We start from the raw sequence: 24,317 nt of genomic DNA on the forward strand, positions 1-24,317 counted from the left end.
GGTCCCGTGGGGCCGTCAGGTCCACGCCCGGTACGGCTCGTCCATCAACTGGAAGACCGGCTCCCCGCGTACCGGGTCCTTCGCCGTGGACATGCGGACCCGGTCGCCGCTGTGGATGCCGACCGGCGGGCCCATGACCCGGCCCCGGACGACGAACCCCTCGGCCATCTCGATGAGCGACACATTGCGCGCCGCCGGGGTGTTGCGGTGCACCACCGTGGAGTGGCGGACCGTGCCGACCCCCTCGCTGCGCTCCGTGCGCAGCTCACTGCCCTGGCACACCGGACACAGCAGCCGGTGGTACATCGCGGTGCCGCACCAGGTGCAGCGCTGGAAGTGGATGGCGTCCCTGGAGTCCGCGGAGACGGGGTCGAGAAGACCCGCCGCGGAACCGGCCGCCGGATGCGAGGCGCTTGCTGAGTGGTGGTACACGCTGGTCAACTCCCTGCGCTCGGCCGGAATCCCGTACGCACGGCGCGAGCCGTGCACGCGAGTGCCCGGCAGCCGTGCCACCGTGCACGCCGACAGAGTATGGCACTCAGTGTCACTCGTAAAGGCACTGCGTACCCTGAATTTCGCCGGCGGCCCGCGTCAGGCGCGGCCCAGTGCCGCCTCCCACTCCTGCACCACACGCCAGACCGGGGCGTCCCGGCGGGAGACGAGCACGACCACGTCCTCGGGCCGCTCGTCCCCCTCGTCCGGCAGGGCACGGACCGGCACGGCGCGCACGGGGGCGTCCGCCGGGCGGCCGAACGCCCGCTGCACGTGCCCGAGTGCGTGGTCCACCAGCGTCCCCGCGTCGCCCTCGCCGTCCGACCGGAGCCAGGAGCGCAGGGCGTTGTTGTGCGCGGCGACCACCGCGGCCGCGATCACGTCGGCCCGCAGCGTCCCGTCGGTCTGCCCGGCGAACCGTGCGCGCAGGTACTCGGCGAGCGCGCGCTCGTACCGCCACACCACCGACAGCTCGTAGGCCCGCAGTCCCGGGACCCGCCTGGTGAGACGGTAGCGCTGCACGGAGAAGGTCGGGTTCTCCGCGTACATCCGCAGCACCATCCGCGCCGCGTCGCACACCCGCGCCACCGGGTCGTGCTCCTCGTCCTCGCCCCCCGCGAGGAACGCGGTCATGTCCGTCAGGCAGCGCTCGTGGTCGGGGAAGACCACGTCCTCCTTCGAGGGGAAGTAGCGGAAGAACGACCGCCTGCCGACCCCGGCGAGGGCCACGATGTCGTCCACGGTGGTCTGCTCGTAGCCGCGGTCCAGGAAGAGCCGGAAGGCCGCCGCGACCAGGGCGTCCCGCATGGGCGGCTTCGCGGCCGGCGCCGCGCTGCTGGAGCTCATGACCGGGAACGTAGCACCCGCACGGCATTCATGACACTCAGTGCAGCGGAACGGGCCGTAAGGGGGAACCGAGTGCTTTCCGGAGGTCCCGGCACACCTGTCGGGCCGCGCCCGCGTCCTGGGTGCCGACCTCCCCCCGGGGGCGGTAGAGGCAGTCCGCACCCTGCGACGTAACCTTTCTCCACCCACGCCGCCCGCGCTCGCCGGAGGAGATCCGCATGTCCGCCGCCCGCCCCCGCCTGCTCTACGTCACGGACCTGGCGTACCAGGCCCGCGGGCGCCGCTACTGCGACGAGGACATCCACCTCGCCGCCCGGCTGCGTGAGCGCTTCGACCTCGCCCTGTGCCATCCCCGGGACGCCGTCGCCCTGATGGACGGCTTCGACGCCGTGGTGGTCCGCAACAGCGGGCCGGTGCTCGGTTACCGGAGCGAGTACGAGGCCTTCCGCGCGCGTGCGCTCGCCACCGGCGCCCTCGTGTACAACCCGCTCACCGGCAAGGCGGACATGGCCGGCAAGCAGTACCTGCTGGATCTGAGCGCCGCCGGGTTCCCCGTCATCCCGACCGTCGGCCGCGCCGAGGACCTGCACCTGCTGCCCGCCGCCGACGCCTACGTGGTGAAGCCCCGCCTCGGCGCGGACTCCCTCGGCATGCGGATCGTCCCCGCCGGGCAGGTCGCCCCCCTCGCGACCGGCGACGTCCTGATCCAGCCCTGCGTCGACTTCGCCTACGAGGTCTCCTTCTACTTCGTCGACGACGACTTCCAGTACGCCCTGTACGCCCCCGACCCGGAGCGCCGCTGGGAGCTGGAGCCGTACGCCGCGACCGCCGCCGACCTGGAGTTCGCCCGGCGTTTCGTCGACTGGAACGACCTCGGCTCCGGCATCCAGCGGGTCGACGCCTGCCGGGCGCCCGACGGGGGACTGCTCCTGGTCGAGCTGGAGGACCTGAACCCCTACCTCTCCCTGGAGGCGCTGCCGGAGGAGGCCGCGGAAGCCTTCGTCACGGCGTTCACCGCGTCCCTGAGCCGGTTCGTGCAGGGAGCGCTCAGCCCGGCCTGACGGCAGGCGCACGCCGCGCCCACCGGATCGGCACCGCGGGGTTGCGGGGGCGGCTGCGGGGTGAGCCTGAACGGGGCCGCGGCGCCGGCCGTATCTCAGCACGGGGACCCCGGACTCCCGTACGGACGGGACGGAAGGAGAGCCAGGTGCCGACACCGCCCGACCCCGAACCGCCGCGCCCAGGACCGGTACTGGAACCCATCCGGGTCCTGCGGCCCCGCCGCTTCGACGCCCTCGCCGAGCTGATGCGCGAGATGTATCCGGACCCGGCCGCCGACGAGCCGGGCCCCGCGCCCCCGGGTCGATCCTCCGCTTCCTTCCGCACGCCGGAGACCGCCGAGGAGGAGACCCGGGAACTGCCGCCCTTACCGGGTACGCGCCTCCCGGCGGCCTCCGCGCCGCGCCGCACCGGCCGCGGCATCCGCCGGACCGCCGTGGCCCTCGCCGTGGCGGCAGCCGCACTCGCCGGGTTCGGCTCCGCTCTCCTGCTGACCGGACGCCAGGAGGCCGCCGCGACCGCACGGCCCTCCCCGCACCGGCCGACCGCACCGGCCCCCACCGCGCCGTCCGCCACCGCACCGGCCCCCACCGCATCCGCTCCCACCGGCCAGGCCGCCCCCACCGCCGCCGGCGCCGACCCCGACGGCCCCGGTACCCTCCGCGGCGGCGACACCGGACCCGAGGTCACCGATCTGCAAGAACGCCTTCTGCGCGTCCCGGACGTCTACCGGGGCGGCTCCACCAGCGGCGTCTACGACACCACCCTCACCGAGGCCGTGGCCCGCTTCCAGCTCTGGTACGGCATCAGCGGCGACGAGACCGGTGTCTACGGCGACGACACGCGCCGCGCACTGGAGTCGCGCACCGACCCCGGCGACGATGGATGAAAGGGCGTGCCGGGAGCCGGGTGACGGGGGCGGGCGGCACCCGGGCGGCCACCGCGCGACGGACGGGAGCGGAGCGGCATGACGGACAGGCACGGCGGCGCGGAACCCGGCGGGTCCGCGCTCGACGGATTCCTCGGGCGGCTGAACCCCGACATGTGCGTGGTCACGGCCGCCGCCGACGGTGAGCGGGCCGGATGTCTCGTCGGCTTCGCCTCGCAGTGCTCCATCGACCCGCCGCGGTTCGCCGTATGGCTCTCCAAGGTCAACCACACCTATCACGTGGCCCGGGCCGCCCATCACCTCGCCGTCCATCTGCTCACGCGTGACCAGCGCGACCTCGCCGAACTCCTCGGCGGGCAGACCGGCGACGAGATCGACAAGTTCGCGCGCCTGGACTGGTGGGAGGGGCCCGGCGGCGCCCCCGTCCTCGCGGACGCGGCGGCCTGGTTCGTCGGCACCATCCTGCACCGCACGGACGGCGGCGACCACGTCGGTTTCGTCCTGGACCCGGTGCGCTGGGGCGGGGACCGGGACGGCCCGCTCCTGAAGCTCTCCCACGTCTCCGGCATCGACGCCGGTCACCCGGTGGACTGAAAAGGCTTCGAACACCGGGGAGTGGTCCGGGAGATCGCCTGGACGGCCCGGTGGCGGCCCCGCACAATGGGCAGCCCGCGGCCACCGGTCGCGTGCTCAGCCGCACCATGAACCGAAGGCGTCGCCGATGACCGGCTCCCGCATCCCGGGTCTCTTCGTGCCCGCCGTGTTCCTGCTGGCCCTGGTCGCCGGCGTCTGCTGGTACTGGCGGCACCGTGACGACGACTGACCAGGTCGCGCGGCCGACCAGGTCCCCGGGACCGACCAGGCGCCCGCGTTCCCGGCGCGCCGGTCCCGCGCGTCCGTCCTGCCCGTCAGTCCTGGGCGTCCGGGACGTCGTCCTCCTGCGGCATCCGGATGTCCACCACGCACACGTCGTCCCGCCGTCCCTCGGCGAGCATCGTGGCGAGCAGCGCGTCCAGCGAACCCGACTCGCCGCGCCCGTGGGCCCGTACCGCCTCGGCCAGCCGCTCGAAGCCCGCGTCCAGACCCTCACCGGTCCGCTCGACCAGACCGTCGGTGTACAGCAGCAGCCGGTCGCCGGGTTCCAGGCGGAGTTCCGCCGATTCGTAGAGCGGGCTTCCGCTCGCACCGAGCAGCATCCCGCCGGGACGGGGGAGGTAGCGCACCTCGCCGCGGCGCACCAGCAGCGGCGGCGGGTGCCCGGCCTGCGCCCAGGCCAGCACCTGCTCCTCGCGGTGGTAGCGGGCGAGGACCATGGTGGCCGTGGTCCGGCTGTCCCGGGAGTGCAGCAGCAACTGGTTGAGCCGCGTCAGCGCCTGCGTGAGCGAGGAACCGGTGCTGACCATGCCCTTCGCGGTGAACCGCAGCTGGGCCATGGTGGCGACGGCGTCGATGCCGTGACCGGCCACGTCACCGACGACGAACAGCGCGTCGCAGTCGGGCAGTTCGATGGCGCTGAACCAGTCGCCGCCGACATGGATCCCCGCCTGCGCGGGTACGTACGCGACCTCCACGCGCAGGCCCGCCAGCCGCACCGGTTTGCTGGGCAGCGGCAGCAGGGCGTGCTGCATCTTCGCGGCCAGGGCCCGCTCGGCCTGCAGGACGCCGCGTTGCAGCAGCATCGCGCGCTCGCTCTCCACCAGCGCGAGTTCCGCGCTGCGCTGCGCGGTGAGGTCCTGGACGAAGCCGTGCACCTCGACCGGGGTGCCGTCCGGCTCCGTGACGGCCTCCGCGACCATCCGCAGGTGCCGTACGCCCTCGGGTGTCTCCATGCGGAACGGCACGTCGAACTGCTTGGCGTGGCGGACGAGCCGGTCGACGGCGTGGGTCAGCAGCCCGGCGTCCTCCGGCAGCGCCAGGTCCGGCAGCCGCTCGAGGCGCAGCGGCCCCCGCGCGGGCACCAGGCCGAGCACCGCGTACGCCTGTGCCGACCAGGTGATCTCCTCGGTGACCAGGTTCCAGTTCGCCCAGCCGAGATTGCCGAGCCGCTGCACGTCGAGGAGACGCTGTTCCTGCCGGTCCCCGGGGTCGTGCCGCAGCCAGGTCACCAGCAGCCCGTCGCCCAGCCGGCCCGCGCGCACCGAGTAGGTGGCGGTGACGGGCACCCCGTCGGACTCGTCCTGGTAGGCGAAGGGTTCGCCCTCGAAGGGCACCCCGGTCTCGAGGGCCTGGAGGTAGCCGTGCCACAGGGGCTCGCCCGCGACGGAGGGGTAGCTCTCCAGGATGCGCGCGCCGACCATGTCGCGGCCCGTGCGGCCGAACACGTCGACGGCCTCCGCCGTAGCCGCTTCGATGCGGTAGTCCTCGACCTTGCCGGAGGGGGCGCGCAGTGGAGCGAGCAGGATGGCGGCGCCCGGAAGCGCGTCGAAGACCTCCTGGACGGTGCGGGCGAGGCCGTTCTCCTCGGGGCGTTCCCGCGAGGCGTCGAAGGCCCGCAGCCGGCCCGCGCACAGCCGGGCTGCGGCCCGCAGCAGCTCACGCTCGCGGGGCTCGAACGGCCCGGGGCACCGGCGCAGCACGCCCAGCGCGACGCTCGCGGTGTCCCCGGCCGGTACCGGCAGCCAGGCCCTGGTACGCCACCGCTCCGGGGGGTCCCCGATCAGCAGATGGCGGGTGCGGTCCGTGGAGAAGTCCTCCAGCCAGCGCGGCTCGCCCGACTGCAGGGCTTCGAACGCGGTGATCCCGGTCAGCGGGGGCACCTGCCGCCACTGGGCGGCGAGGGTGCCGTCGATGCCCGCGTGCCCGATCAGTTCGAGTCCGCCCTCGGGCAGCCGCGCGTAGAGCATGACGGCGTCGGCGCGCACCTCGGACGCCAGCCGGTCCAGCAGGCACTCGGCCAGCTCGCGCGGCGAGCCCACGCGGATCAGCGACCGGCCGATGTGGCCCAGGAGGTCGGCCATGTCCGCGGTGCCCGCGGGCGCCATTTCCCAGGTGCCGGCGGGGCCGGGCCGTCCCGTGGGGGAGGCCGGTGCCGGGCCGGAGTCCCGCTCCTCGGCAGGCTGCAGCTCGCCCAGGGTGAGCCAGCACTGTTCGAGGAGGGTGCGGTTGCCGTCCTTGGCCCGTTGCAGGAGTTCCTCGTGGGCGGCGCTCGGACCGCACCCGATGACGGCCATCAGGACACCCTTGGCGCGCTCCAGGACCGCCGCGGTCGCGGCGAGGTCGCGGAGCCGGTCCATCTCGGCGCGCTGCCGGGCCACGACCTTGGCCAGCGCCGCCAGATCGGCGCCGGTACTGGGGTCCACCGGAGGCACGGGCTCGCTCGTCACGCGACGAGCATCGCACATCCGGACGCGCTGGATCACTCGTCTGCCGACTCGTCCTCGCGTGAACTTTCCCCGTACCCGGACCGGGCCGTACGGAGGGAGCCACGGCACCGGACGGAGCAGGTGGGGGCAGGTGCGAGTGGTCCGCGTCGGCACGAAGCGGATCAAAGGGAAACGGTGGGGCGGGCCGCATCCGGGCCCGGCACCGAGGGGACGGCATCCGGCGGACCGAAGCCTCGCGGACGCCCGGCGCGCTTCGGCCGGGCCTGGACCGCGTGTGCGGGGCTGCCGTCCGGCCGTCTGCGATTCAGCGGGACGGGGGGCACTCCGAAACGGCGTACGAGGAGGCGGGCGTTCGGTAAGGAGCCGGCTCGGGTTCCGACGTCGGTGAATGGCGTACGGCGTACGGCGGGGCGGCGGGCACCCCGAGTTGGCCTGCAAGCCCCGGCGGGCGTCCCGTGCGGGGCGGCCGGCTCGGGTGCGACGCCCGTGGGCGCCGTACGGACGGGGAGGTTCGGCGCGTCGGGGGAGCGGGTCCGGCCTGTCCGGGCCGGTGGCGGAGGCGGGAGCCGTTCGCCGACAGGGGCTGGGTCGGTGCCGGGCGGCTCGGGCGGTCGCGGCAGTCGGCCGGGAAGGTCAGCGGGTCAGGCCGCGGGCACCCAGGGCGTCGGCCACCGCGCGGACGCTGCGGGCGATGTGCTGGAGCTGCATGACCTCGGCCGCGTACATCTTGATCGTGTGCTCGATGACCGACTCCGGCAGCCCGAGCACCGGCAGTTCGGCACGGGCGGTCTGCAGTGCGGTCCTGGCCACCCGGATCTCCTGCTGGACCTGGATTTGCGCGTGCCGGGCGAGCAGCACGGGGTGCCGGATGAGCGCCGGATAGCTCGCGTAGCGCGCGGGGATCAGCTCGCGCAGCCACTTGGCGGCCGAGCGCTCCCAGTCGTAGCTGCCCGGCGTCTTGACCTGGCAGGGCCAGTCGGGGCTGATGCGCGTGCTGGTCAGGGGCATGGTCTTCGCTTCCGGTGTGCGGCGTCGTGAGGGTGTCCGACGGGTTCGGGGCGGCCCCGGCCTAGGGGATGGCCGGGGCCGCCACGGGCGCATCGCGCAGACGATGCGCCCCGGTACACCCCTCGCGCCGACGTGGGTAGGGAACGGCGGCTGGGAGTGTCCGTATGAGTGCCCCGGGCGTCGGGAGCCGGTGCGGCGTGCGGGGCTGCAGGCGCATGGGCGGTCCGTCGGCTTTCTCGGGGCGTTGTGCGAGCGGTGGGTCCGCAGGTGGGATCGTGCCAGGAGTGGGCCGGGCGCGATCCGTGAGCAGTATTTATATATGCCGAGCGCTTTGCAAGACGTATGAAAACATTCATGCGCGATATGAGGTGAATGATCCCCGTCTTCGACCATGAAGCCGCAAGATCTTCACGAGTTACCGGTGCGTACGAAAGGATCGGCCGGGCAGGTCCAGACCTGGAGGAAGGCCGGAACCCGGCCGGACGCCGGCCCGCGCCGCGCCGGATCTGTCCGGAATCAGTCCTTCAGGAAGAACTGGTGCTGGTCGGAGAGCTGCTCGTACTTCTCCAGACGGCCCTGGGTGCGCTCCGGATCGGCGTCGGTCATGGCCTGGAGCAGCGCAGCGGCCAGTACGCCCGGCGCGGCGTAGGAGTCGAAGACGAGCCGCGAACCGGTGCCCGTGGCGAACGCGATGTCGGCCTCGTCCGCCAGCGGCCCGAGCGCCAGGTCGGTCACCAGGGCGACCTTCAGACCGGCACCGCGTGCTACCCGGACCGCGTGCAGCGTCTCCTGGGAGTGCCGCGGCATGGCGAACGCCAGCACCCAGGTGCCGCCGGCCTCACGGGCCTGGAGCAGCGCGTCGTAGGCCACGCTGCCGCCCCGGGTCACCACCCGCACGTCGGGGTGGATACGACGGGCCGCGTAGCCGAAGTACTCGGCGAGCGACTCCGAGATGCGCAGGCCCAGCACGGTCAGCGGGGTGGACCGGGACAGTTCACGGCCGACGTGGATGACCCGGTCGGGGTCGGCGAAGTCGCGCCGCAGGTTCTCCAGGTTCGCGATCTCGGCGTCGACCGCCGCCTGCAGCTCGTTGGCCCGGTCCTCGTCGTCCGGACCGCCGGCCAGCGTGCGCAGCGCGATCGACTGGAGCGTCTCCCGAAGGGCCGGGTAGCCGCTGAAGCCGACGGCGGCGGCGAAGCGGGTGACGGACGGCTGGCTCACCCCGACCCGGTCCGCGAGCTCGGTGATCGACAGGAAGGCGGCCTCGGTGATGTGCTCGATCAGGTACTGGGCGATGCGCCGCTGCCCCGGCGACAGACGCGGGCCGTCGAACAGCTCCCTGAGCCGGGACGTCGGGGCGGCGGACTCCGCCTCCGGGACGGTCCTGCCCGACGTGATCGCTGACGCCTGTGCGCGTGCCTGCTGCGGCGAGGGCACCGGTCGGTCTCCTTTGTCTGCCACGAGCACTCAACATAGCTCACCGACCGTCGTGACCAGGGGTTGAAGGTGCCGGGCTCACCGCCGGAACAGGGTGATCGAATGGCCCACCTCGTCGACCTGCCGACTGCTGTCGATCAGTTCGGCGAGCCGGCCGCGTGCCTTGGCCGCCGCCGAGTCCGACACCACCAGCAGCCCGTGCACCCGCTCCGTGGGCACCTTGCGCGGATCGTCGGCGTGGATGCCGTAGTACGAGGGCACACCGCTGCCCTTGTACACCAGCCAGACCCGCTCGCCCGGGTATCGCTGCCGCAGTCGGTCCGCCAGCCTGCCCAGATCCTGCCCCCAGTCCACGTTGGCGTCGTGCAGCAGCACGTGGGTGCGCGCGGGTCCGCCGAACGCCTCGTTGGCGTACGGCAGGTAGTACGGGAACGTCCGCAGCGAACTCACCGCCGCGAACAGCACCAGCGCGCCGGCCGCGAGCCCGGCCCACCGCCGCCGCGAACGGAGCACACAGGCCGCGGCCACCGCGAGGAACACGGGCACGAACAGCGCGTAGCGGGTGCCGAAGTCCCGCGCACCCGTCATCGCCACCGCCAGCAGCACCAGTGGGGGCAGCAGCAGGTACGGCGCCGCGGGCCGCAGCCGCCGCAGCGCCACGGCCGTGACCGCGCCGGCCGCGCCCAGCGCCTGGAGCCCCAGCGGCGTCTTCACCAGCAGGGCGGCCGGCAGGTAGTACCAGAGCGAGCCGGTGTACAGACGCCCGAACAGATAGCCCTGCCACGGGTACTTCTCCAGGCCGAACTGCACCCGCATGCCGGCCCGGTACGCGGGGGGCACGGGCAGCAGGTCCACCACCCGCCCGCGCAGCCCGTGCAGCGCCGGTACCGCCTCGGCGGGCGCGAACCGCAGGCGCGGGTCCACGGCCAGGTAGGAGACCCAGACGACGGCGAGCGCGGCCAGCCCGACCACGGCCGCGCCGACGAGCGCCCGCACCATCGCCCGCCGGGGTGTCCCGGCCCCGGCAGGAGTGCCCGCCACCGGCCCCGGCCGGGGACACCGCCGGCCGCCACCGGCCCGCGCCCTCCTTCCCGGACTCCGGCAGCGGTTCCTCCCGCCGCGTCCGGGCCAGGACCGACACCGCGGCGAGCGCCATCAGCACCGGTACCGCCGGCAGCGCACTCATCCTGGTCGCCACGGCCGCCCCCAGCGCCGCCCCCGCGAGCGGCAGGTACACCTGCGGCCGCCGCCGGGCCCGCCACGTCAGCCAGGCCGACGTCAGCACGAACCCCGCCGCCGGCACGTCCAGCGTGGCCAGTGAGCCGTGCGCGATCACGTCGGGGGAGAAGGCGTACAGGGCGAGCGCCACCAGCCCGCCCGCCGTCCCCGTCAGCTCACGTGCGAACGCGAGGACCACCAGCCCGAACAGCAGGGTCAGCGCGATCACCGGCAGCCGCGCCCAGAGCATCAGCCGCCAGGGATCGTTGCCCGACTCGTACAGCAGGTGCCGTCCTACGTCGCCCTGGGTGCCGGTGTACGACGGGTCGTAGACCGGGTCGGCCACCGCCACGCCGGCCGCGATCAGCAGCTTGCCGAGCGGCGGGTGCTCGGGGTTGTAGCGCAGGCGGTGCTCACGCAGATAGTCGGTGGCCGTCGCCACGTACACCGGTTCGTCGATCGTGGGCGTCTGCCGCACGGCGGTGGTCACCATCGCGGCGGCCATCTGGGCCAGCAGCAGGGCCACCAGCAGCGGCGGCAGCCAGCGCCGGTGGCGGCGCGGCCGGGTGCACGGGTCCGCCGGTGCCGGCCGTGCGGGCCCCGCCACGGCGGTCCCACGGGGGAGGACCGCCTGCTCTTCGTGTGCCATCATCCGCCCCGCGACGGCACCGGCCGTGCGCCGGCGGGAGCGCTCGACGGTCGGTTCAGGGCCCCACCTGTCGCGTCGCTTCCGGCGTCGCGGCCGTCTCCGCCGCACGCGTCGTACCCGGCAGACCCTCTGCCGTGCCCACGGATACGGCCCGCGGCCGGTCGCGGTTCACCTCCCGGCGAAGACACCGCGGCGGACGGGCGCCACCGGTCCGCCGTCGGCACCGGACGCGGGGGCACCGACCCGCGCCCCCGGGGCCCCGTCGCGTGCCGGCCGCCCACGGGAGGGCCGTTCACGCCCGCTCGTGACCCGCCGCCCCCAGGTCCCGCACGGCGCGCGGCGCCGGCAGCGCGTCGGCCGTCACCAGCAGGTCCGCACGGTCCCGGGTGGTCGCCGTCAGATCCGCGTTGCGCTGGTCGGTCCCCAGCACCCAGGCCAGCGCGGCCTCCGGGTCCTTGCCGAACTCCTCGTGGCGGGCGACCAGCCGGCGGATCCGCTCGTCCTCGGCGATCTCGCAGTACCACACCTCGTCCAGGCACGGCCGCACCCGCGCCCACGAACCCTCCTGCAGCAGAAGGTAGTTGCCCTCCGTGACCACGAGCCGGGCGGCCGGCGGCACCGGGACCGCGCCGGCGATCGGCTGCTCCAGCACCCGCTCGAAGCCGGGCGCGTACACCACCTCGTCGGTGTCCTCCCGCAGCCGGCGCAGCAAGGCCGCGTACCCGGCCGCGTCGAAGGTGTCCGGCGCGCCCTTGCGGTCCCTGCGCCCCAGCCGGTCCAGCTCGGCGTCGGCCAGATGGAAGCCGTCCATCGGGACGTGCGCCGCGCGGGCCGGGTCCTGGGCGTTGAGGGCGCGCACCAGGTGCTCGGCGAGCGTGGTCTTGCCCGATCCCGGGCCGCCCGCGATGCCGAGGACCGCACGGCGGCCGTCCGCGGTGAGGCCGCGGGCGCGGGCGAGGAGGGCGTCGAAGGTCGGCGGCACACCGCACAGTGTGTCATCCGCGATCCGGCGAACATGTGGCGTGCGCCACCCACTGGACGGCGCCCGGCGGGGAACAGTGCAGGGTATGACTCAGCTCGGTCTGCCCGACGACATCCAGGCCTGCCTCTTCGATCTCGACGGGGTCGTCACCAAGACGGCGGTGGTGCACGCGGCCGCCTGGAAGGAGACGTTCGACGCGTTCCTGCGCGACTTCGACGGCGACCAGGGACGGCCGTTCGACGCGGCCGCCGACTACGACGAGTACGTCGACGGACGCCCCCGCGCCGACGGTGTCCGGGCCTTCCTCGACTCGCGCGGCATCCACCTGCCCGAGGGCACCCCCGACGACCCGCCCGACGCCCGCACCGTCCACGGACTCGGCAACCGCAAGAACGACCTGCTCCTGGAGAAGATCCGCACCGGCGGCGTGGAGGCCTACGACGGCACCCTGCGCTATCTGGAGGCGGTCCGCGCCGCGGGACTGCGCACGGCGATCGTCTCCTCCAGCGCCAACTGCCGGGACGTGCTGCGCGCGGTCGACGCCGAGCACTTCTTCGACGTCCGCGTCGACGGCGTGGTGGCCGCCGAGCGGAACCTGCCGGGCAAACCGCACCCGGACACCTTCCTCGCCGCCGCCCGCGACCTCGGTGTCGAGGCGTCCCGTGCGGCCGTCTTCGAGGACGCGCTGGCCGGCATGGACGCGGGCCGCGCGGGAGGCTTCGGGTACGTGGTCGGACTGGACCGGGTGGGGCAGTCCGACGCCCTCTACGCGCACGGCGCCAGCGTCGTCGTGAAGGACCTGGCCGAGCTGGGAGGCAAGCAGTGATCACCGAGCGGTCGTACGCCGTGGAGCCGTGGACCGTCCGGGAGACCGCCCTCGACCTGGACGTCCTCGCCCAGAGCGAGTCGGTGTTCGCCCTGTCCAACGGCCACGTCGGCTGGCGCGGCAACCTCGACGAGGGGGAGCCGCACGGCCTGCCCGGCAGCTACCTCAACGGTGTGCACGAGGTGCATCCGCTGCCGTACGCCGAGGCCGGCTACGGCTACCCGGAGTCCGGCCAGACGGTCATCAACGTCACCAACGGCAAGGTCGTCAGGCTGCTGGTGGACGACGAGCCGTTCGACCTGCGCTACGGGCGGCTCGTGTCCCACGAGCGTGTACTGGACCTGCGCCGGGGAGTGCTGGAGCGGACCTGCGAGTGGACCTCCCCGGCCGGCTCGACGGTCCGGGTCCGGTCGACCCGGCTGGTGTCGCTCACCCAGCGGGCGGTGGCCGCCGTCGCCTACGAGGTGGAGGCCGTCGGCAGCCGCAGCCGGGTGGTGATCCAGTCGGAACTGGTCGCCAACGAGAGCCTGCCGGAGCCCAACGGCGACCCGCGCGCGGCGATCGCGCTGAAGTCCCCCCTGGAACAGGAGGACGGGTTCGCCTCGGGCAACCGGCTGCGGCTGGTGCACCGCACCCGGCGCAGCGGCCTCCGGGTGGCCGTCGCCGCGGACCACGCCGTCAGCGGCCCGGAGCGCACCACGACCCGCAGCGAGAGCGGCATCGACGTGGCCCGGCTGACCGTCACCTCGGTCCTGGAGCCGGGCCAGACGCTCAGGCTGGAGAAGCTGGTCGCGCACGGCTGGTCCGGGACCCGCTCGCTGCCCGCGATGGCCGACCAGGTCGACGCGGCGCTCGCGGCCGCGGCGCACGACGGCTGGCAGGGGCTGCTGGCGGACCAACGGGGCTGCCTCGACGACTTCTGGGCCCGCGCCGACGTCGAGGTCGAGGGCGACGAGGAGATCCAGCAGGCCGTCCGGTTCGCGCTGTTCCACGTGCTGCAGGCCGGGGCCCGCGCCGAGCAGCGCGCGATCCCGGCGAAGGGCCTGACCGGGTCCGGCTACGACGGACACGCCTTCTGGGACACCGAGATGTTCGTGCTGCCCCTGCTCACCCACACCGCGCCGGCGGCCGTCGCCGAGGCGCTGCGCTGGCGGCACAACACCCTGGACGAGGCCCGTGAACGGGCCGCGCAGCTCGGCCACGTCGGGGCCGCCTTCCCGTGGCGCACCATCGCCGGCTCGGAGGGCTCGGCGTACTGGCCGGCCGGCACCGCGGCCTTCCACGTGAACGCCGACATCGCCGACGCCGTCGTCCGGTACGTGGAGGCGACCGGCGACACCGACTTCGAGCGGGAGGTCGGCGTGGAGCTGCTGGTGGAGACGGCCCGGCTGTGGCGGTCGCTGGGCCACCACGACAGCCACGGCGTCTTCCATCTCGACGGCGTCACCGGCCCGGACGAGTACAGCGCGGTCGCCGACGACAACACCTACACCAACCTCATGGCCCGGCGGAACCTGCTCACGGCGGCCGACGCCGTCGAGCGCCACCCGCACGAGGCGGAACGGCTCGGCGTGGGCGAGGAGGAGAGCGCGGCCTGGCGGGACGCCGCCGAGGCCATGCACGTGCCCTACAACGACGAGCTCGGCGTCCACGAACAGCACGCGGGCTTCACCCGCTACCAGCGCTGGGACTTCGACGGCACACGGCCCGACCAGTACCCGCTGCTGCTGAACTTCCCGTACTTCGACCTGTACCGCAAACAGGTCGTCAAGCAGGCCGATCTGGTGTTCGCCATGTACACCTGCGGGGAGCTGTTCGACGACGAGCAGATCGCCCGGAACTTCGCCTACTACGAGCCGCTGACGGTCCGGGACTCCTCCCTGTCCGCCTGCTGCCAGGCCGTCGTCGCCGCCCAGGCCGGTCACCTGGGGCTGGCCTGGGAGTACACCACCGAGGCCGCGCTGATGGACCTGCACGACCTGGAGCACAACACCCGGGACGGCCTGCACATCGCCTCGCTGGCCGGCACCTGGATGGCGCTCGTGGCCGGGTTCGGCGGCATGCGCCGGGACGGCGACCGGCTGCGCTTCGCGCCGCGCCTGCCCGAGCGGCTCAGCCGGCTCGCGTTCAACGTGCAGTTCCGCGGCCGCCGGCTGCGGGTGGAGATCGGTGCCGACAAGGCGACGTACCAGCTCCTGGACGGTCCGCCGCTGACCCTGCACCACCACGGCGAACCGCTGACGGTGAGCGCCGAGGAGCCGGCCGTGCGGACCGTGCCGCGTCCCGTCTCCCGGCCCACCCCGCAGCAGCCGCCGCACCGCGCGCCGAACGGCCGCTGAGCCACGGCGCGGTTGCGCGAGGAGGGCGGGCGGCGACGCGCCCGGCGCCCGCCCCCTCGGACGGCCCGTGCCCCTAGGGCACCGGCCTCATTCGCCGTGTCCGGCCAGGAGTTCGCGCAGCGCCAGCGCGTCCTGCGCGCTCAGCCCGGTGACGAAGTGCTGGAGCGCGGCGACCGGGTCCGGGCCCCGGTGCAGGGCGTCGTGCATCGCCTCGGCCGTCAGCTCCGCCGCGTCCTTGGCCGGCCGGTACGCGCCGCGCCGTCCGTCGGCGTCCCGCAGCACCAGTCCCTTGTCGTACAGACGTTTGAGGATGGTGTGGATCGTGTTGTACGCGAGTCCGCCGCCGATGCCGGTTCGGATCTCCGCCGGGGTCAGCGGCCGCTCGGTTGCCCAGAGGGTGGCCAGGACCTCGCTCTCCAGCTCACCGGCGCTGCGCCGCTCCGCTCTGCCGCGGGACCCTGTGCCAGCCATGGGCCAACCTTACAGCGCGTAGGGCCGCCGGCCGGAGGCACCTCCCGTCCGGCGCGTGCTTCCCGATTACGTTAGTTTGTCGCTGTCTGCGCCCGCGGCGGAAAGGTGACGATGGCCGGCAGCGCGTACGCACCACCGACCGGACTGCGCCGCGAGCGTCCACGACGCCCCTCCGGGCACGCCCGGGGCCCGCGGGCCGTCGCGCCACTGGCGGCGGTCGCGGTGGCCTTCACCCTGGCCCAACTGCTTCTGGTGCGGCCCGGCATGGGCCTCGGCTGGGACGAGACGGTGTACGTCAGCCAGGTCAGCGCGCACGCCCCCGCAGCCTTCTTCAGCGCACCCCGCGCCCGGGGCGTCTCCCTGCTGGTCGCGCCCGTCACCGCCTGGTCGTCCTCCACGGCCCTGCTGCGCGTCTACCTCGCGGTCCTCTCCGGACTCGGGCTGTTCCTGGCCCTGCGGACCTGGCTCGGTCTGTTCCCGGTCCGTGTGCTCGCCGTCGCGGGCGCCCTGTTCGCCACCCTGTGGGTGACGCTGTTCTACGGCCCGCAGGCCATGCCCAACTACTGGGTCGCCGTGGGCGCCCTGGCCGCCGTCGCCTGCTTCCTGCGCGCCCGGGCCGACCGTACCGACCGCCCCGCCCTGTGGGGTCTGGCGGCCTGCGCGGCGCTCATGGCGCTGATGCGGCCCGTGGACGCCGTCTGGGCCGTCCTGCCGCTCCTCGCCCTCGGCCTGCCGCGCCACCGGCGGCGAACGCTGTGGGTGCTGCTCGCGGGGCTCGCGGCCGGCGCCGCGGAGTGGGTCGCCGAGGCGTACGCGCGCTACGGCGGCCTGGGCCGCCGGCTCTCCGACGGCTCCGCGATCCAGGGCGGCCTCGGCTGGCACTTCGCCGTCGTGGACCAGCTGCGCAGCATGGGCGGGCGGGCGCTGTGCCGGCCCTGCACCGGGGAGCTGCCCAACCCGGTCGTCGCCGTGTGGTGGTTCACGCTGCCGGTGCTCGCCGTGCTCGCGCTGGCCGTCGCGGTCCGCGCCCGGCGTACGGCGGCCACGGCCGTGCCGCTCGCCTGCGCGGCGACCGCCGCCTTCCCGTACCTGTTCCTGATCGGCTACGCGGCGCCCCGCTTCCTGCTCCCTGCCTACGCCCTGCTGGCGGTCCCGGTCGCCGACCTGGTCTGCCGCCCGGTGAGCGGCCCGCGGCGGACCTGGCGCCCCCTGGCCGTGACCCTGCTCTGCCTGGGTCTCGCCGCCCACCTGGCGGTCCAGCTGGCCGTGCTGCGGGACACGGTGGACCGCACGACCGCCTCCCACCGGGCCTGGTCCCGTACCGCGTCCGCCCTGCACGATCTCGGCGTACGGCCGCCGTGCCTGCTCACCGGCCACGAGGCCATCCCGGTCGCCTTCTACGCCGGCTGCTCCTCGGCCGCGACGAAGGGGCACAACGCCAACGCCACCACGGCCGGCATCGTCCGCACCGCCGGGCGTGTCCCGGTGGCCGTCCTCGTGGCCAGGGGCACCCGGGTACCCCGGTACGCCCGCGACTGGCCGTCGGCGCCGGGGGGCGAGGTGCGGTTGTACTACGCCGTACCGGCCAGCGGAGCCGCCGCGGGCCGATGAGGGCAACGCGGCCCGGTGCGCCGGGTCAGGCGGGGCGCGACCGTCCTTCGGGCCGGGAGGCGCGCGGCCCCCGTCCGGGCGGCGGGTCGCCGCCCGGTCCCCCGAGGGGTCAGCGGCCGGTTCCGGAGTGCCGTGGGCGAGGTGCGGGGGCAGCAGGCGGGCGACCGCCCACAGCAGGACCCCGAGCCAGCCGAGCGCGAACAGCCAGCCGCCGACGACGTCGGTGAACCAGTGCACCCCCAGGTAGACCCGGGTCAGTCCGACGGCCGCTCCCCAGCACCCGACCGCCAGGCGCACGGCGGTCCGCCCGTGCGGGAAGCGCAGGCACAGGGCGATGATCAGCAGTCCGGCCGTCAGCGCGGCCGTCGTGGTGTGCCCGGACGGGAACGACCAGCCCGACGCGTGGGTCTGCCACTCGTACTGCGGCGGCCGGGCCCTGGCGACCAGGTTCATCACCGCGTACCGCAGGCCCTGGCCCACGCTCAGGCAGCCCACGGCGAGCAGCACGGCCACCAGCCGCTGCCGGGCCCCGCAGCCCGCGATCAGCCCGGCCACCACCGCCAGCACGTACGGGACGACCCCCGTGCCGGTGACGGTCAGTCCCCGGGCGACCGCCACCGCCATGGGCGGGCGGTGTCCGACGGACCAGGTCAGCAGCCCCTGGTCGAGGGGGAGCGGGGCACCGTGCCGGTGCGTCAGCACCACCGCGAGCACTCCGAACGCCAGCCAGGCGCCGAGCGCTCCGGCGCCCGCCGCCTCCGCGGTCCTCTTTCGATCCATGACGCTCGCAGCGACCCTTCGCACTCGACTACACGGGTGTAGACCGACTACTGCACTGTAGTCGAAGTGTCGCGCGGCGGCCGCCGCGAGGAGACGGGGTTAATGATCCCGCTGCGGGAAACGCGGACCGGGACCGCCCGCGAGCCGAGAAGGAGGCGACGATGAGCGACCAGCAGTCGGAGCAGACCCCGATGGCGGACGACGCCTACCAGCCCACCGGTACCAACGAGGAACAGGAGGACGCCGGACCCCTGGACCTCCAGGACGCGGTCGGTGAGCGCTCGTACGACGACATCCTCGACGAGGGCTACTCCCCGCCCGAACGGCCGCTGGGCGTCACCAAGCACGGCACCACCGCCGCCGAGCAGCACGAGGGCGAGACCCTCGACGAACGGCTCGGACAGGAGGTCCCGGACGTGGACGCGCCGGCCGGCGACGACATCGGCGACCTGCCCGGCGGCGAGGGCGAGCCGGTCGACCCCGAGGCCGGCGCGTCCCGCGCCGGCCGCCTGGTCGCCCCGGACGAGGGCGCCCACCCGGACACCGTCAAGGAGGAGGTCGCCCACGACGTCGGCATCGACGGGGGAGCGGCGGGCGCGGAGGAGGCGGCGGTCCACGTGGTGGAGGAGGAACCCTGACCTGGGGCCAATCAGGCCGAGTCGCCCAGGGTCTGTCGTTCGGACCAGGCCGGCTGGTCCGAACGACAGACCCTAGTCCAGCCGCTCGATCTGGCGCAGCCGGTTCGTCGCGTCCAGCGCCGCCACCTTGTACGACTCCGCCAGCGTCGGGTAGTTGAAGACCGCGTCCACCAGGTAGTCCACCGTGCCTCCGCAGCCCATCACGGACTGGCCGATGTGGATCAGTTCCGTGGCGCCGGAGCCGAAGCAGTGCACCCCGAGCAGGGTGCGGTCCTCGGGTGAGACCAGCAGTTTCAGCATGCCGTGCGAGTCGCCGATGATCTGGCCCCGGGCCAGTTCCCGGTACCGGGCGACGCCGGCCTCGAACGGCACCCGCTCCTCGGTGAGCTGGTCCTCGGTGCGGTCCACGAAGCTGATCTCCGGGATCGTGTAGATGCCGATCGGCTGGAGCCGGTGCATGCGCCCCGCCGGCTCCCCGCAGGCGTGGTAGGCGGCGGCCCGGCCCTGCTCCATGGAGGTCGCCGCCAGCGCCGGGAAGCCGATGACGTCCCCGACGGCGTAGATGTGCGGCACCGCGGTCCGGTAGTTCTCGTCGACCTCGATCCGCCCGCGCCGGTCCGCCGCGAGTCCCGCCCGCTCCAGGTCCAGGTCGTCGGTGAGCCCCTGCCGGCCCGCCGAGTACATCACCGTGTCCGCCGGGATCTTCTTGCCGCTCTCCAGCACGGTGAGCGTGCCCCGCGGGTGGCGCTCCACGGCGGCCACGGTCTCCCCGAACCGGAAGGTGACGGCCAGGTCCCGCAGGTGGTACTTCAGCGACTCCACGATCTCGACGTCGCACAGGTCCAGCATGCCGGGCCGCTTCTCCACGACGGTCACCCTGCTGCCCAGCGCGGCGAACATCGACGCGTACTCCATGCCGATCACGCCCGCGCCGACGATCACCATGGAACGCGGCACCCGCTCCACGGAGAGCACGTTGTCCGAGTCCATGATGGTCCGCCCGTCGAACTCGACGCTGGCCGGGCGGGCCGGCCTGGTGCCGGTGGCGATGACCACGTGCTCGGCGCCGATCAGCCGCTCCCGGCCCGACGCCTCGGACAGGGCGACCGTGTGCGGGTCGGTGAAGCGGGCCGTGCCGGAGTAGAGGGTCACGTGGTTGCGGGCCAGCTGGCTGCGGACGACGTCCACCTCGCGTCCGACCACGTGCCGGGTGCGCGCGGTCAGGTCGGCGACGGTGATGTCCTCCTTGAGCCGGTAGCTCTGCCCGTACAGATCACGCTGGGTGAGACCGGTCAGGTACAGCACCGCCTCGCGCAGGGTCTTCGAGGGAATCGTGCCGGTGTGCAGGGAGACCCCGCCGAGCATGTCGGCGCGGTCGACGACGGCGACCCGGCGGCCCAGCTTGGCCGCGGCGATGGCGGCCTTCTGGCCACCGGGTCCGGATCCGATGACGAGCATGTCGAACGCGAAGTCGGGCATCCCGGGAGTGTGCCAGCCGTCCGCCCGTCCGGGGAAGGGAACGGCCGCTGCTGAAATCCCGGCGCACGCACGCGAGTTGCGGCCGGCTCCCGCTCTCCTCGCCGCGACCGCGCGCCGGGCGCACAATGAGCCCATGGGCCCACGAACCGCCGACGTGAGCGCCCCCGCCCGGCTGGCCGGCCCCGAAGAGGGCATCGGCGCCGACGAACTCGCGCTCGCCACCCGCAACCACGGACTCCCGCTGGAGGCCATGCGCTACGACGTCACCCCGCCCGGCCTGCACTACGTCCTCACGCACTACGACATCCCCTACGTGCCGCAGGCCGGCGCCTGGCGGCTGACCGTCGACGGCCGGGTGTCCCGTCCGCTCGACCTGAGCCTCGCCGACCTGCTGTCGTTCCCGCAGGTCACCACGCGGGTCACCCTGGAGTGCGCGGGCAACGGACGGGCCCTGCTCACCCCCCGCCCGGTCAGCCAGCCCTGGCTGGTCGAGGCCGTGGGCACCGCCGACTGGACCGGGGTGCCGCTGCGGCTGCTGCTGGAGGAGGCCGGCGCGGCCCCGGACGCCGTCGACGTCGTCTTCACCGGCGCCGACCACGGCGTGGAACGCGGTGTCGAACAGGACTACCGGCGCGCGCTGCCGCTCGCCGTCGCCACCGGGGGCGACCCCGAGGTACTGGTGGCCACGACCATGAACGGCGCCCCGCTGCCCCCGCAGCACGGCCGCCCCCTGCGGCTGATCGTGCCCGGCTGGTACGGCATGGCGCACGTCAAATGGCTGCGCTCGGTCACCGTGAGCGACACATCGTTCGACGGCTTCCAGCAGACGGTCGCCTACCGGCTGCGGCAGACCGTCGACGACCCCGGCGAACCGGTCACCCGGATCGCCCCGCGTGCCCTGCTGGTGCCGCCCGGCTTCCCCGACTTCATGTCCCGGGCCCGGATGGTGCGGCCGGGACCGGTGACGCTGGAGGGCCGGGCCTGGTCCGGTCAGGCTCCCGTCACCGGGGTGCAGGTCAGCACCGACGGCGGCGTGAGCTGGGAGCCCGCGGACCTCGAACCGGCCACGCCCCGCAACCGCTGGGCCTGGCGGTCCTGGCGCGCCGCCTGGCTCGCCACCCCGGGCGACCGCGACCTCGCCGCGCGCGCCGTCGACGCCGACGGCCGTGTCCAGCCCCTCGGCCAGCGGTGGAACCGCGGCGGCTTCGCCAACAACGCGGTGCGGTGGGTCCGCGTGGTGTGCGCCGACACCGTCGCCGACGGCGCCCGGCCGCGGTCATGACGCCGGCCGGGCGCTGCCTCGCCCGGCCGGTCTCCCCGTTGCTCTGCCGTTCCCCGGACGGCCCTGGCCCCTAGGGCAGCAGCTTCTCGATCGCTGCGTGGCCCTCCGTCTCCAGCTTGCGACGCGCCCAGTCGAGGGTCTTCGGGGTGACGTCCCTGCCCGCCGCCATCACCAGGTCCTCCGGGGAGATGTCCCTCGAGGGAGCGGAGTGGAGCAGGGCGTCCGGGGTGCAGTGGTCGTCGGACGACCGGGATCCTTCGGGTGTGGATGTCGACATGATGCCTCCTCCTCGGTCCGGATGACCGCATCCGTGCCGGTGCCTTGAGAAATGGGGCACACTCTCACCATTCCCCGCCCGGGCGCACCCTGCATCCGGAAGCACCTCGGGGGCGGGTGCGGATCGCCTGCCCACGCCACACGGATGCACTCGCTCCTAAGCTGGAAAACACCCGCATCACGTACCGGGAGGCCGCGATGGCCGAGATGCCGTTTTCCGCGAACGCACCCCACGCACCCCACGCACACCACGGGCCCCGCTACCTGCCGATCGCCGAGCACGGACTCATCGGTGACCTGCGCAGTGTGGCCCTGGTCGGCAGCGACGGCACGATCGACTGGTACTGCTGCCCGTCCTTCGACGACCCGAGCGTCTTCGCGGCGATCCTCGACGCCGAGCGCGGCGGCCGCTTCGAACTGGCCGCCTCCGTGCCGTCGCGGACCAAGCAGTTCTACTTCCCCGACACCAATGTGCTGATCACCCGGTTCTTCACCGAGGACGGCGTCGGCGAGGTCCAGGACTTCATGCCGGTCGCCGGGGACGGCCCGGGCGACGAGGGCCGCCACCGGCTGATCCGGCGGGTGGTGTGCGTCCGCGGCACGGTCCCCTTCCGGGTGCTGGTCGCCCCGCGCTTCGACTACGGCGCCGCGCCGCACACCCTGCGCACCCTCGACGGGCTCGTCGTGTTCGAGTCGACGGGGAGATCGCTGGCGCTCACCTCGACCGTGGCCCTGGAGTGCGACAGCCTCGACGCCCGCGCCGACTTCAAGCTCGGCGAGGGCGAGTCCGCGGTGTTCGCCCTCGACCAGGTCGACGGCCGGGTCTCCCCGCGCGGCTGCGCCCACGCCGAGGCCGAGCACCAGTTCAACGCCACGGTCGCCTACTGGCGGCGCTGGCTGCACCAGTCCCGCTACCGGGGCCGCTGGCGCGAGATGGTGCACCGCTCCGCCCTGACCCTCAAACTGCTCACCTACGCCCCGACCGGTGCCATCGTCGCCGCCCCCACCACCAGCCTGCCCGAGCAGCTCGGCGGCGAGCGCAACTGGGACTACCGGTACGTGTGGGTGCGCGACGCCGCCTTCGCCGTGTACGCGCTGCTCCGGCTCGGCTTCAGCGGCGAGGCCGAGGCGTTCATGCGGTTCCTCACCACGCACATCAGCCCCGGCTCCAACGACGGCACCGGCCCGTTGCAGATCATGTACGGCATCGACGGCCGCGCCGACCTGCCCGAGCGGGTCCTGCCGCACCTGGAGGGCCACCAGGGCTCCGCCCCCGTCCGGGTCGGCAACGCCGCCGTCGGCCAGCTCCAGCTGGACATCTACGGCGCCCTGATCGACTCCATCTACCTCTACGACAAATGGGCCCAGCCCATCCCCAGCGGCCAGTGGGACGACGTCTGCCACCTGGTCACCTGGGTCTGCGACAACTGGGACCAGCCGGACGAGGGCGTCTGGGAGACCCGCGGCGGCCGCAAGAACTTCCTGTACTCGCGCCTGATGTGCTGGGTCGCCATCGAACGGGCCATCCGCCTCGCCACCCACCGGGGGCTGCCCGCCGACCACCGGCGCTGGCGGGAGGCCCGCGACGCCATCTACCGGCGGATCATGGACCGCGGCTGGTCCGAGCGCCGGAACGCCTTCGTGCAGTACGAGGGCGGTGACGTCCTCGACGCCTCCCTGCTGATGATGCCGCTCGCCAAGTTCATCGCCCCCACCGACCCGAAGTGGCTGTCCACCCTGGACGCCCTCACCGAGGACCTGGTCTCCGACTCCCTCGTCTACCGCTACGACCCGCAGGCCAGCCCCGACGGACTGCGCGGCGACGAAGGCACCTTCTCCATCTGCTCGTTCTGGTACGTCGAGGCGCTGGTCCGGGCCGGCCGGGTCGACGAGGCCCGGCTGGCCTTCGAGAAGATGCTCACCTACGCCAACCACCTCGGCCTGTACGCCGAGGAGATCGGCCGCACCGGCGAGCAACAGGGCAACTTCCCGCAGGCGTTCACCCACCTGGCACTGATCAGCGCCGCGTTCAACCTGGACCGCGCCCTCGGCTGATCCGGCCCCGCTCCCCGGCCCCGCCGGTGTCCGCCGCACGGGGCCGCTCCGGTGTGTCCGCGGGTCCCGCACGGGTACCCGGGGTGTCCGAAGGCTCCAACGGCTCAGGGTCACAGGAGAAGGAGACCCCGGATGACCAGCACCAGCGAGACCGGCGATGTCACCGGTACCCGCGACAAGGACTACAACCTGATCTGGTACGTCGAGGCGTGCCTGAGCAACGCGCTGCGTCTGGAGCAGTACATCCAGGACGCCGAGCGCGACAAGGACAGCGAGGTCGTGGACCTGTTCCGCAAGGCCCAGGCCGACAGCCGCAAGGGTGCCGAGATCGGCAAGCAGCTGCTGCGCTCGCGGCTGAACGGCGGCTGACCGCCGCCCCGTTCAGGTGAACCGGGAACTCGGGACGGGCCCGGCGGACCGCACACGCGCCCGATCGCCGCGCAGCCAGGTGCCCCTGACGGCCGTGGCGAACGCGGTGAACTCCGCGTCGGTGTCCGCCGGGCCCTCGCCGTCCCCCGGTCCGGCGCGGGGTCGGCGGCGACGATTCCGGCGGCGATCTCGGCCGCGGGACGGGCGTCCGCCGGACCCTTCTCGACGGCCCCGTCCGCGCCCTGGCGCAGCCGCTCGGCCCAGGGCGCCACGATCGACTGGTGCAGC

At 73.9% G+C, this 24,317-nt stretch carries 19 protein-coding genes and 2 pseudogenes; 10 read left to right on the forward strand and 11 right to left on the reverse strand.

Going from position 1 to position 24,317, the window contains the following annotated elements; genetic code table 11:
• Positions 1-15 precede the first annotated feature (15 nt).
• Both N8I86_RS33505 and N8I86_RS33510 read right to left on the reverse strand, forming a co-directional pair.
• On the reverse strand, positions 16-432 hold the full coding sequence (locus N8I86_RS33505) for a Zn-ribbon domain-containing OB-fold protein (protein ID WP_123440633.1): 417 nt from the start codon (positions 430-432) through the stop codon (positions 16-18).
• 159 nt (positions 433-591) lie between these two features.
• Positions 592-1,338 carry a TetR/AcrR family transcriptional regulator gene (locus N8I86_RS33510; protein WP_263279484.1) on the reverse strand — a complete coding sequence of 249 codons (747 nt, stop codon included), beginning with the start codon at positions 1,336-1,338 and terminating at the stop codon, positions 592-594.
• Positions 1,339-1,556: 218 nt separating this feature from the next.
• Here N8I86_RS33510 and N8I86_RS33515 point away from each other — a divergent pair, with 218 nt between their 5' ends.
• The 3 genes from N8I86_RS33515 to N8I86_RS33525 all read left to right on the forward strand — a co-directional run bounded on the left by N8I86_RS33515 (position 1,557) and on the right by N8I86_RS33525 (position 3,880).
• Positions 1,557-2,399, forward strand: coding sequence for an ATP-grasp domain-containing protein (locus N8I86_RS33515; protein ID WP_073890869.1), 843 nt, complete (start codon positions 1,557-1,559; stop codon positions 2,397-2,399).
• Positions 2,400-2,545: 146 nt separating this feature from the next.
• A complete protein-coding gene (locus tag N8I86_RS33520; RefSeq protein WP_263279485.1) occupies positions 2,546-3,286 on the forward strand; it encodes a peptidoglycan-binding protein in 741 nt (246 codons plus the stop codon).
• Positions 3,287-3,364: 78 nt separating this feature from the next.
• The gene (locus N8I86_RS33525; RefSeq protein ID WP_263279486.1) at positions 3,365-3,880 is read left to right on the forward strand and encodes a flavin reductase family protein; all 516 of its coding nucleotides are present in this window, start codon (positions 3,365-3,367) and stop codon (positions 3,878-3,880) included.
• 314 nt (positions 3,881-4,194) lie between these two features.
• On the opposite strand, the gene N8I86_RS33530 is transcribed toward N8I86_RS33525, so the two are convergent.
• From N8I86_RS33530 to N8I86_RS33550, 5 genes and pseudogenes are all read right to left on the reverse strand, one after another.
• Complete coding sequence (locus tag N8I86_RS33530; protein ID WP_404830851.1) at positions 4,195-6,627, reverse strand: SpoIIE family protein phosphatase; 2,433 nt, start codon at positions 6,625-6,627, stop codon at positions 4,195-4,197.
• Between the two features lie 615 nt (positions 6,628-7,242).
• On the reverse strand, positions 7,243-7,617 hold the full coding sequence (locus tag N8I86_RS33535; RefSeq protein WP_073890863.1) for a hypothetical protein: 375 nt from the start codon (positions 7,615-7,617) through the stop codon (positions 7,243-7,245).
• A gap of 516 nt (positions 7,618-8,133) precedes the next feature.
• Positions 8,134-9,054, reverse strand: coding sequence for a MurR/RpiR family transcriptional regulator (locus N8I86_RS33540; protein ID WP_073890862.1), 921 nt, complete (start codon positions 9,052-9,054; stop codon positions 8,134-8,136).
• A 78-nt stretch (positions 9,055-9,132) separates the two neighbouring features.
• Positions 9,133-10,924: pseudogene (locus tag N8I86_RS33545) on the reverse strand (phospholipid carrier-dependent glycosyltransferase).
• 289 nt (positions 10,925-11,213) lie between these two features.
• On the reverse strand, positions 11,214-11,903 hold the full coding sequence (locus N8I86_RS33550; RefSeq protein ID WP_263279487.1) for a nucleoside/nucleotide kinase family protein: 690 nt from the start codon (positions 11,901-11,903) through the stop codon (positions 11,214-11,216).
• Between the two features lie 85 nt (positions 11,904-11,988).
• On the opposite strand from N8I86_RS33550, the gene N8I86_RS33555 reads away from it, so the two are divergent.
• Together N8I86_RS33555 and N8I86_RS33560 are read left to right on the forward strand one after the other, a co-directional pair.
• Complete coding sequence (locus tag N8I86_RS33555) at positions 11,989-12,729, forward strand: beta-phosphoglucomutase family hydrolase (protein ID WP_073890857.1); 741 nt, start codon at positions 11,989-11,991, stop codon at positions 12,727-12,729.
• Positions 12,726-15,068 carry a glycoside hydrolase family 65 protein gene (locus N8I86_RS33560; protein ID WP_263279488.1) on the forward strand — a complete coding sequence of 781 codons (2,343 nt, stop codon included), beginning with the start codon at positions 12,726-12,728 and terminating at the stop codon, positions 15,066-15,068. Before N8I86_RS33555 ends, N8I86_RS33560 begins: the two co-directional genes overlap by 4 nt.
• An 87-nt stretch (positions 15,069-15,155) precedes the next feature.
• On the opposite strand, the gene N8I86_RS33565 is transcribed toward N8I86_RS33560, so the two are convergent.
• A complete protein-coding gene (locus N8I86_RS33565) occupies positions 15,156-15,539 on the reverse strand; it encodes a BlaI/MecI/CopY family transcriptional regulator (protein ID WP_073890854.1) in 384 nt (127 codons plus the stop codon).
• A 111-nt stretch (positions 15,540-15,650) separates the two neighbouring features.
• Here N8I86_RS33565 and N8I86_RS33570 point away from each other — a divergent pair, with 111 nt between their 5' ends.
• Positions 15,651-17,150 (forward strand): DUF2142 domain-containing protein, encoded by a 1,500-nt coding sequence (locus tag N8I86_RS33570; protein ID WP_263279489.1) that lies wholly within the window; start codon positions 15,651-15,653, stop codon positions 17,148-17,150.
• A 219-nt stretch (positions 17,151-17,369) separates the two neighbouring features.
• Here N8I86_RS33570 and N8I86_RS33575 read toward each other — a convergent pair.
• Positions 17,370-17,930: pseudogene (locus tag N8I86_RS33575) on the reverse strand (phosphatase PAP2 family protein); the annotation flags it as partial.
• A 161-nt stretch (positions 17,931-18,091) separates the two neighbouring features.
• On the opposite strand from N8I86_RS33575, the gene N8I86_RS33580 reads away from it, so the two are divergent.
• Positions 18,092-18,568: a DUF5709 domain-containing protein gene (locus N8I86_RS33580; RefSeq protein ID WP_073890850.1), complete on the forward strand. Its 477-nt coding sequence runs from the start codon at positions 18,092-18,094 to the stop codon at positions 18,566-18,568.
• Between the two features lie 72 nt (positions 18,569-18,640).
• Here the strand turns inward: N8I86_RS33580 and sthA are convergent, their stop codons facing one another.
• Positions 18,641-20,047: a Si-specific NAD(P)(+) transhydrogenase gene (gene sthA / locus N8I86_RS33585; RefSeq protein WP_263279490.1), complete on the reverse strand. Its 1,407-nt coding sequence runs from the start codon at positions 20,045-20,047 to the stop codon at positions 18,641-18,643.
• A gap of 133 nt (positions 20,048-20,180) precedes the next feature.
• Between sthA and N8I86_RS33590 the strand changes: the two genes are divergently transcribed.
• Positions 20,181-21,329, forward strand: coding sequence for a molybdopterin-dependent oxidoreductase (locus N8I86_RS33590; protein WP_073890847.1), 1,149 nt, complete (start codon positions 20,181-20,183; stop codon positions 21,327-21,329).
• Positions 21,330-21,399: 70 nt separating this feature from the next.
• Here the strand turns inward: N8I86_RS33590 and N8I86_RS33595 are convergent, their stop codons facing one another.
• Positions 21,400-21,606 (reverse strand): hypothetical protein, encoded by a 207-nt coding sequence (locus tag N8I86_RS33595; protein WP_073890846.1) that lies wholly within the window; start codon positions 21,604-21,606, stop codon positions 21,400-21,402.
• Positions 21,607-21,812: 206 nt separating this feature from the next.
• Here N8I86_RS33595 and N8I86_RS33600 point away from each other — a divergent pair, with 206 nt between their 5' ends.
• Positions 21,813-23,660 carry a glycoside hydrolase family 15 protein gene (locus N8I86_RS33600; RefSeq protein ID WP_073892039.1) on the forward strand — a complete coding sequence of 616 codons (1,848 nt, stop codon included), beginning with the start codon at positions 21,813-21,815 and terminating at the stop codon, positions 23,658-23,660.
• A 132-nt stretch (positions 23,661-23,792) separates the two neighbouring features.
• A complete protein-coding gene (locus N8I86_RS33605) occupies positions 23,793-24,029 on the forward strand; it encodes a hypothetical protein (RefSeq protein WP_093472473.1) in 237 nt (78 codons plus the stop codon).
• The last annotated feature ends 288 nt before the right edge of the window (positions 24,030-24,317 follow it).

The sequence above is a fragment of the Streptomyces albidicamelliae genome, assembly GCF_025642175.1.
In the GTDB taxonomy this organism is placed as follows: Bacteria; Actinomycetota; Actinomycetes; order Streptomycetales; family Streptomycetaceae; genus Streptomyces; species Streptomyces albidocamelliae.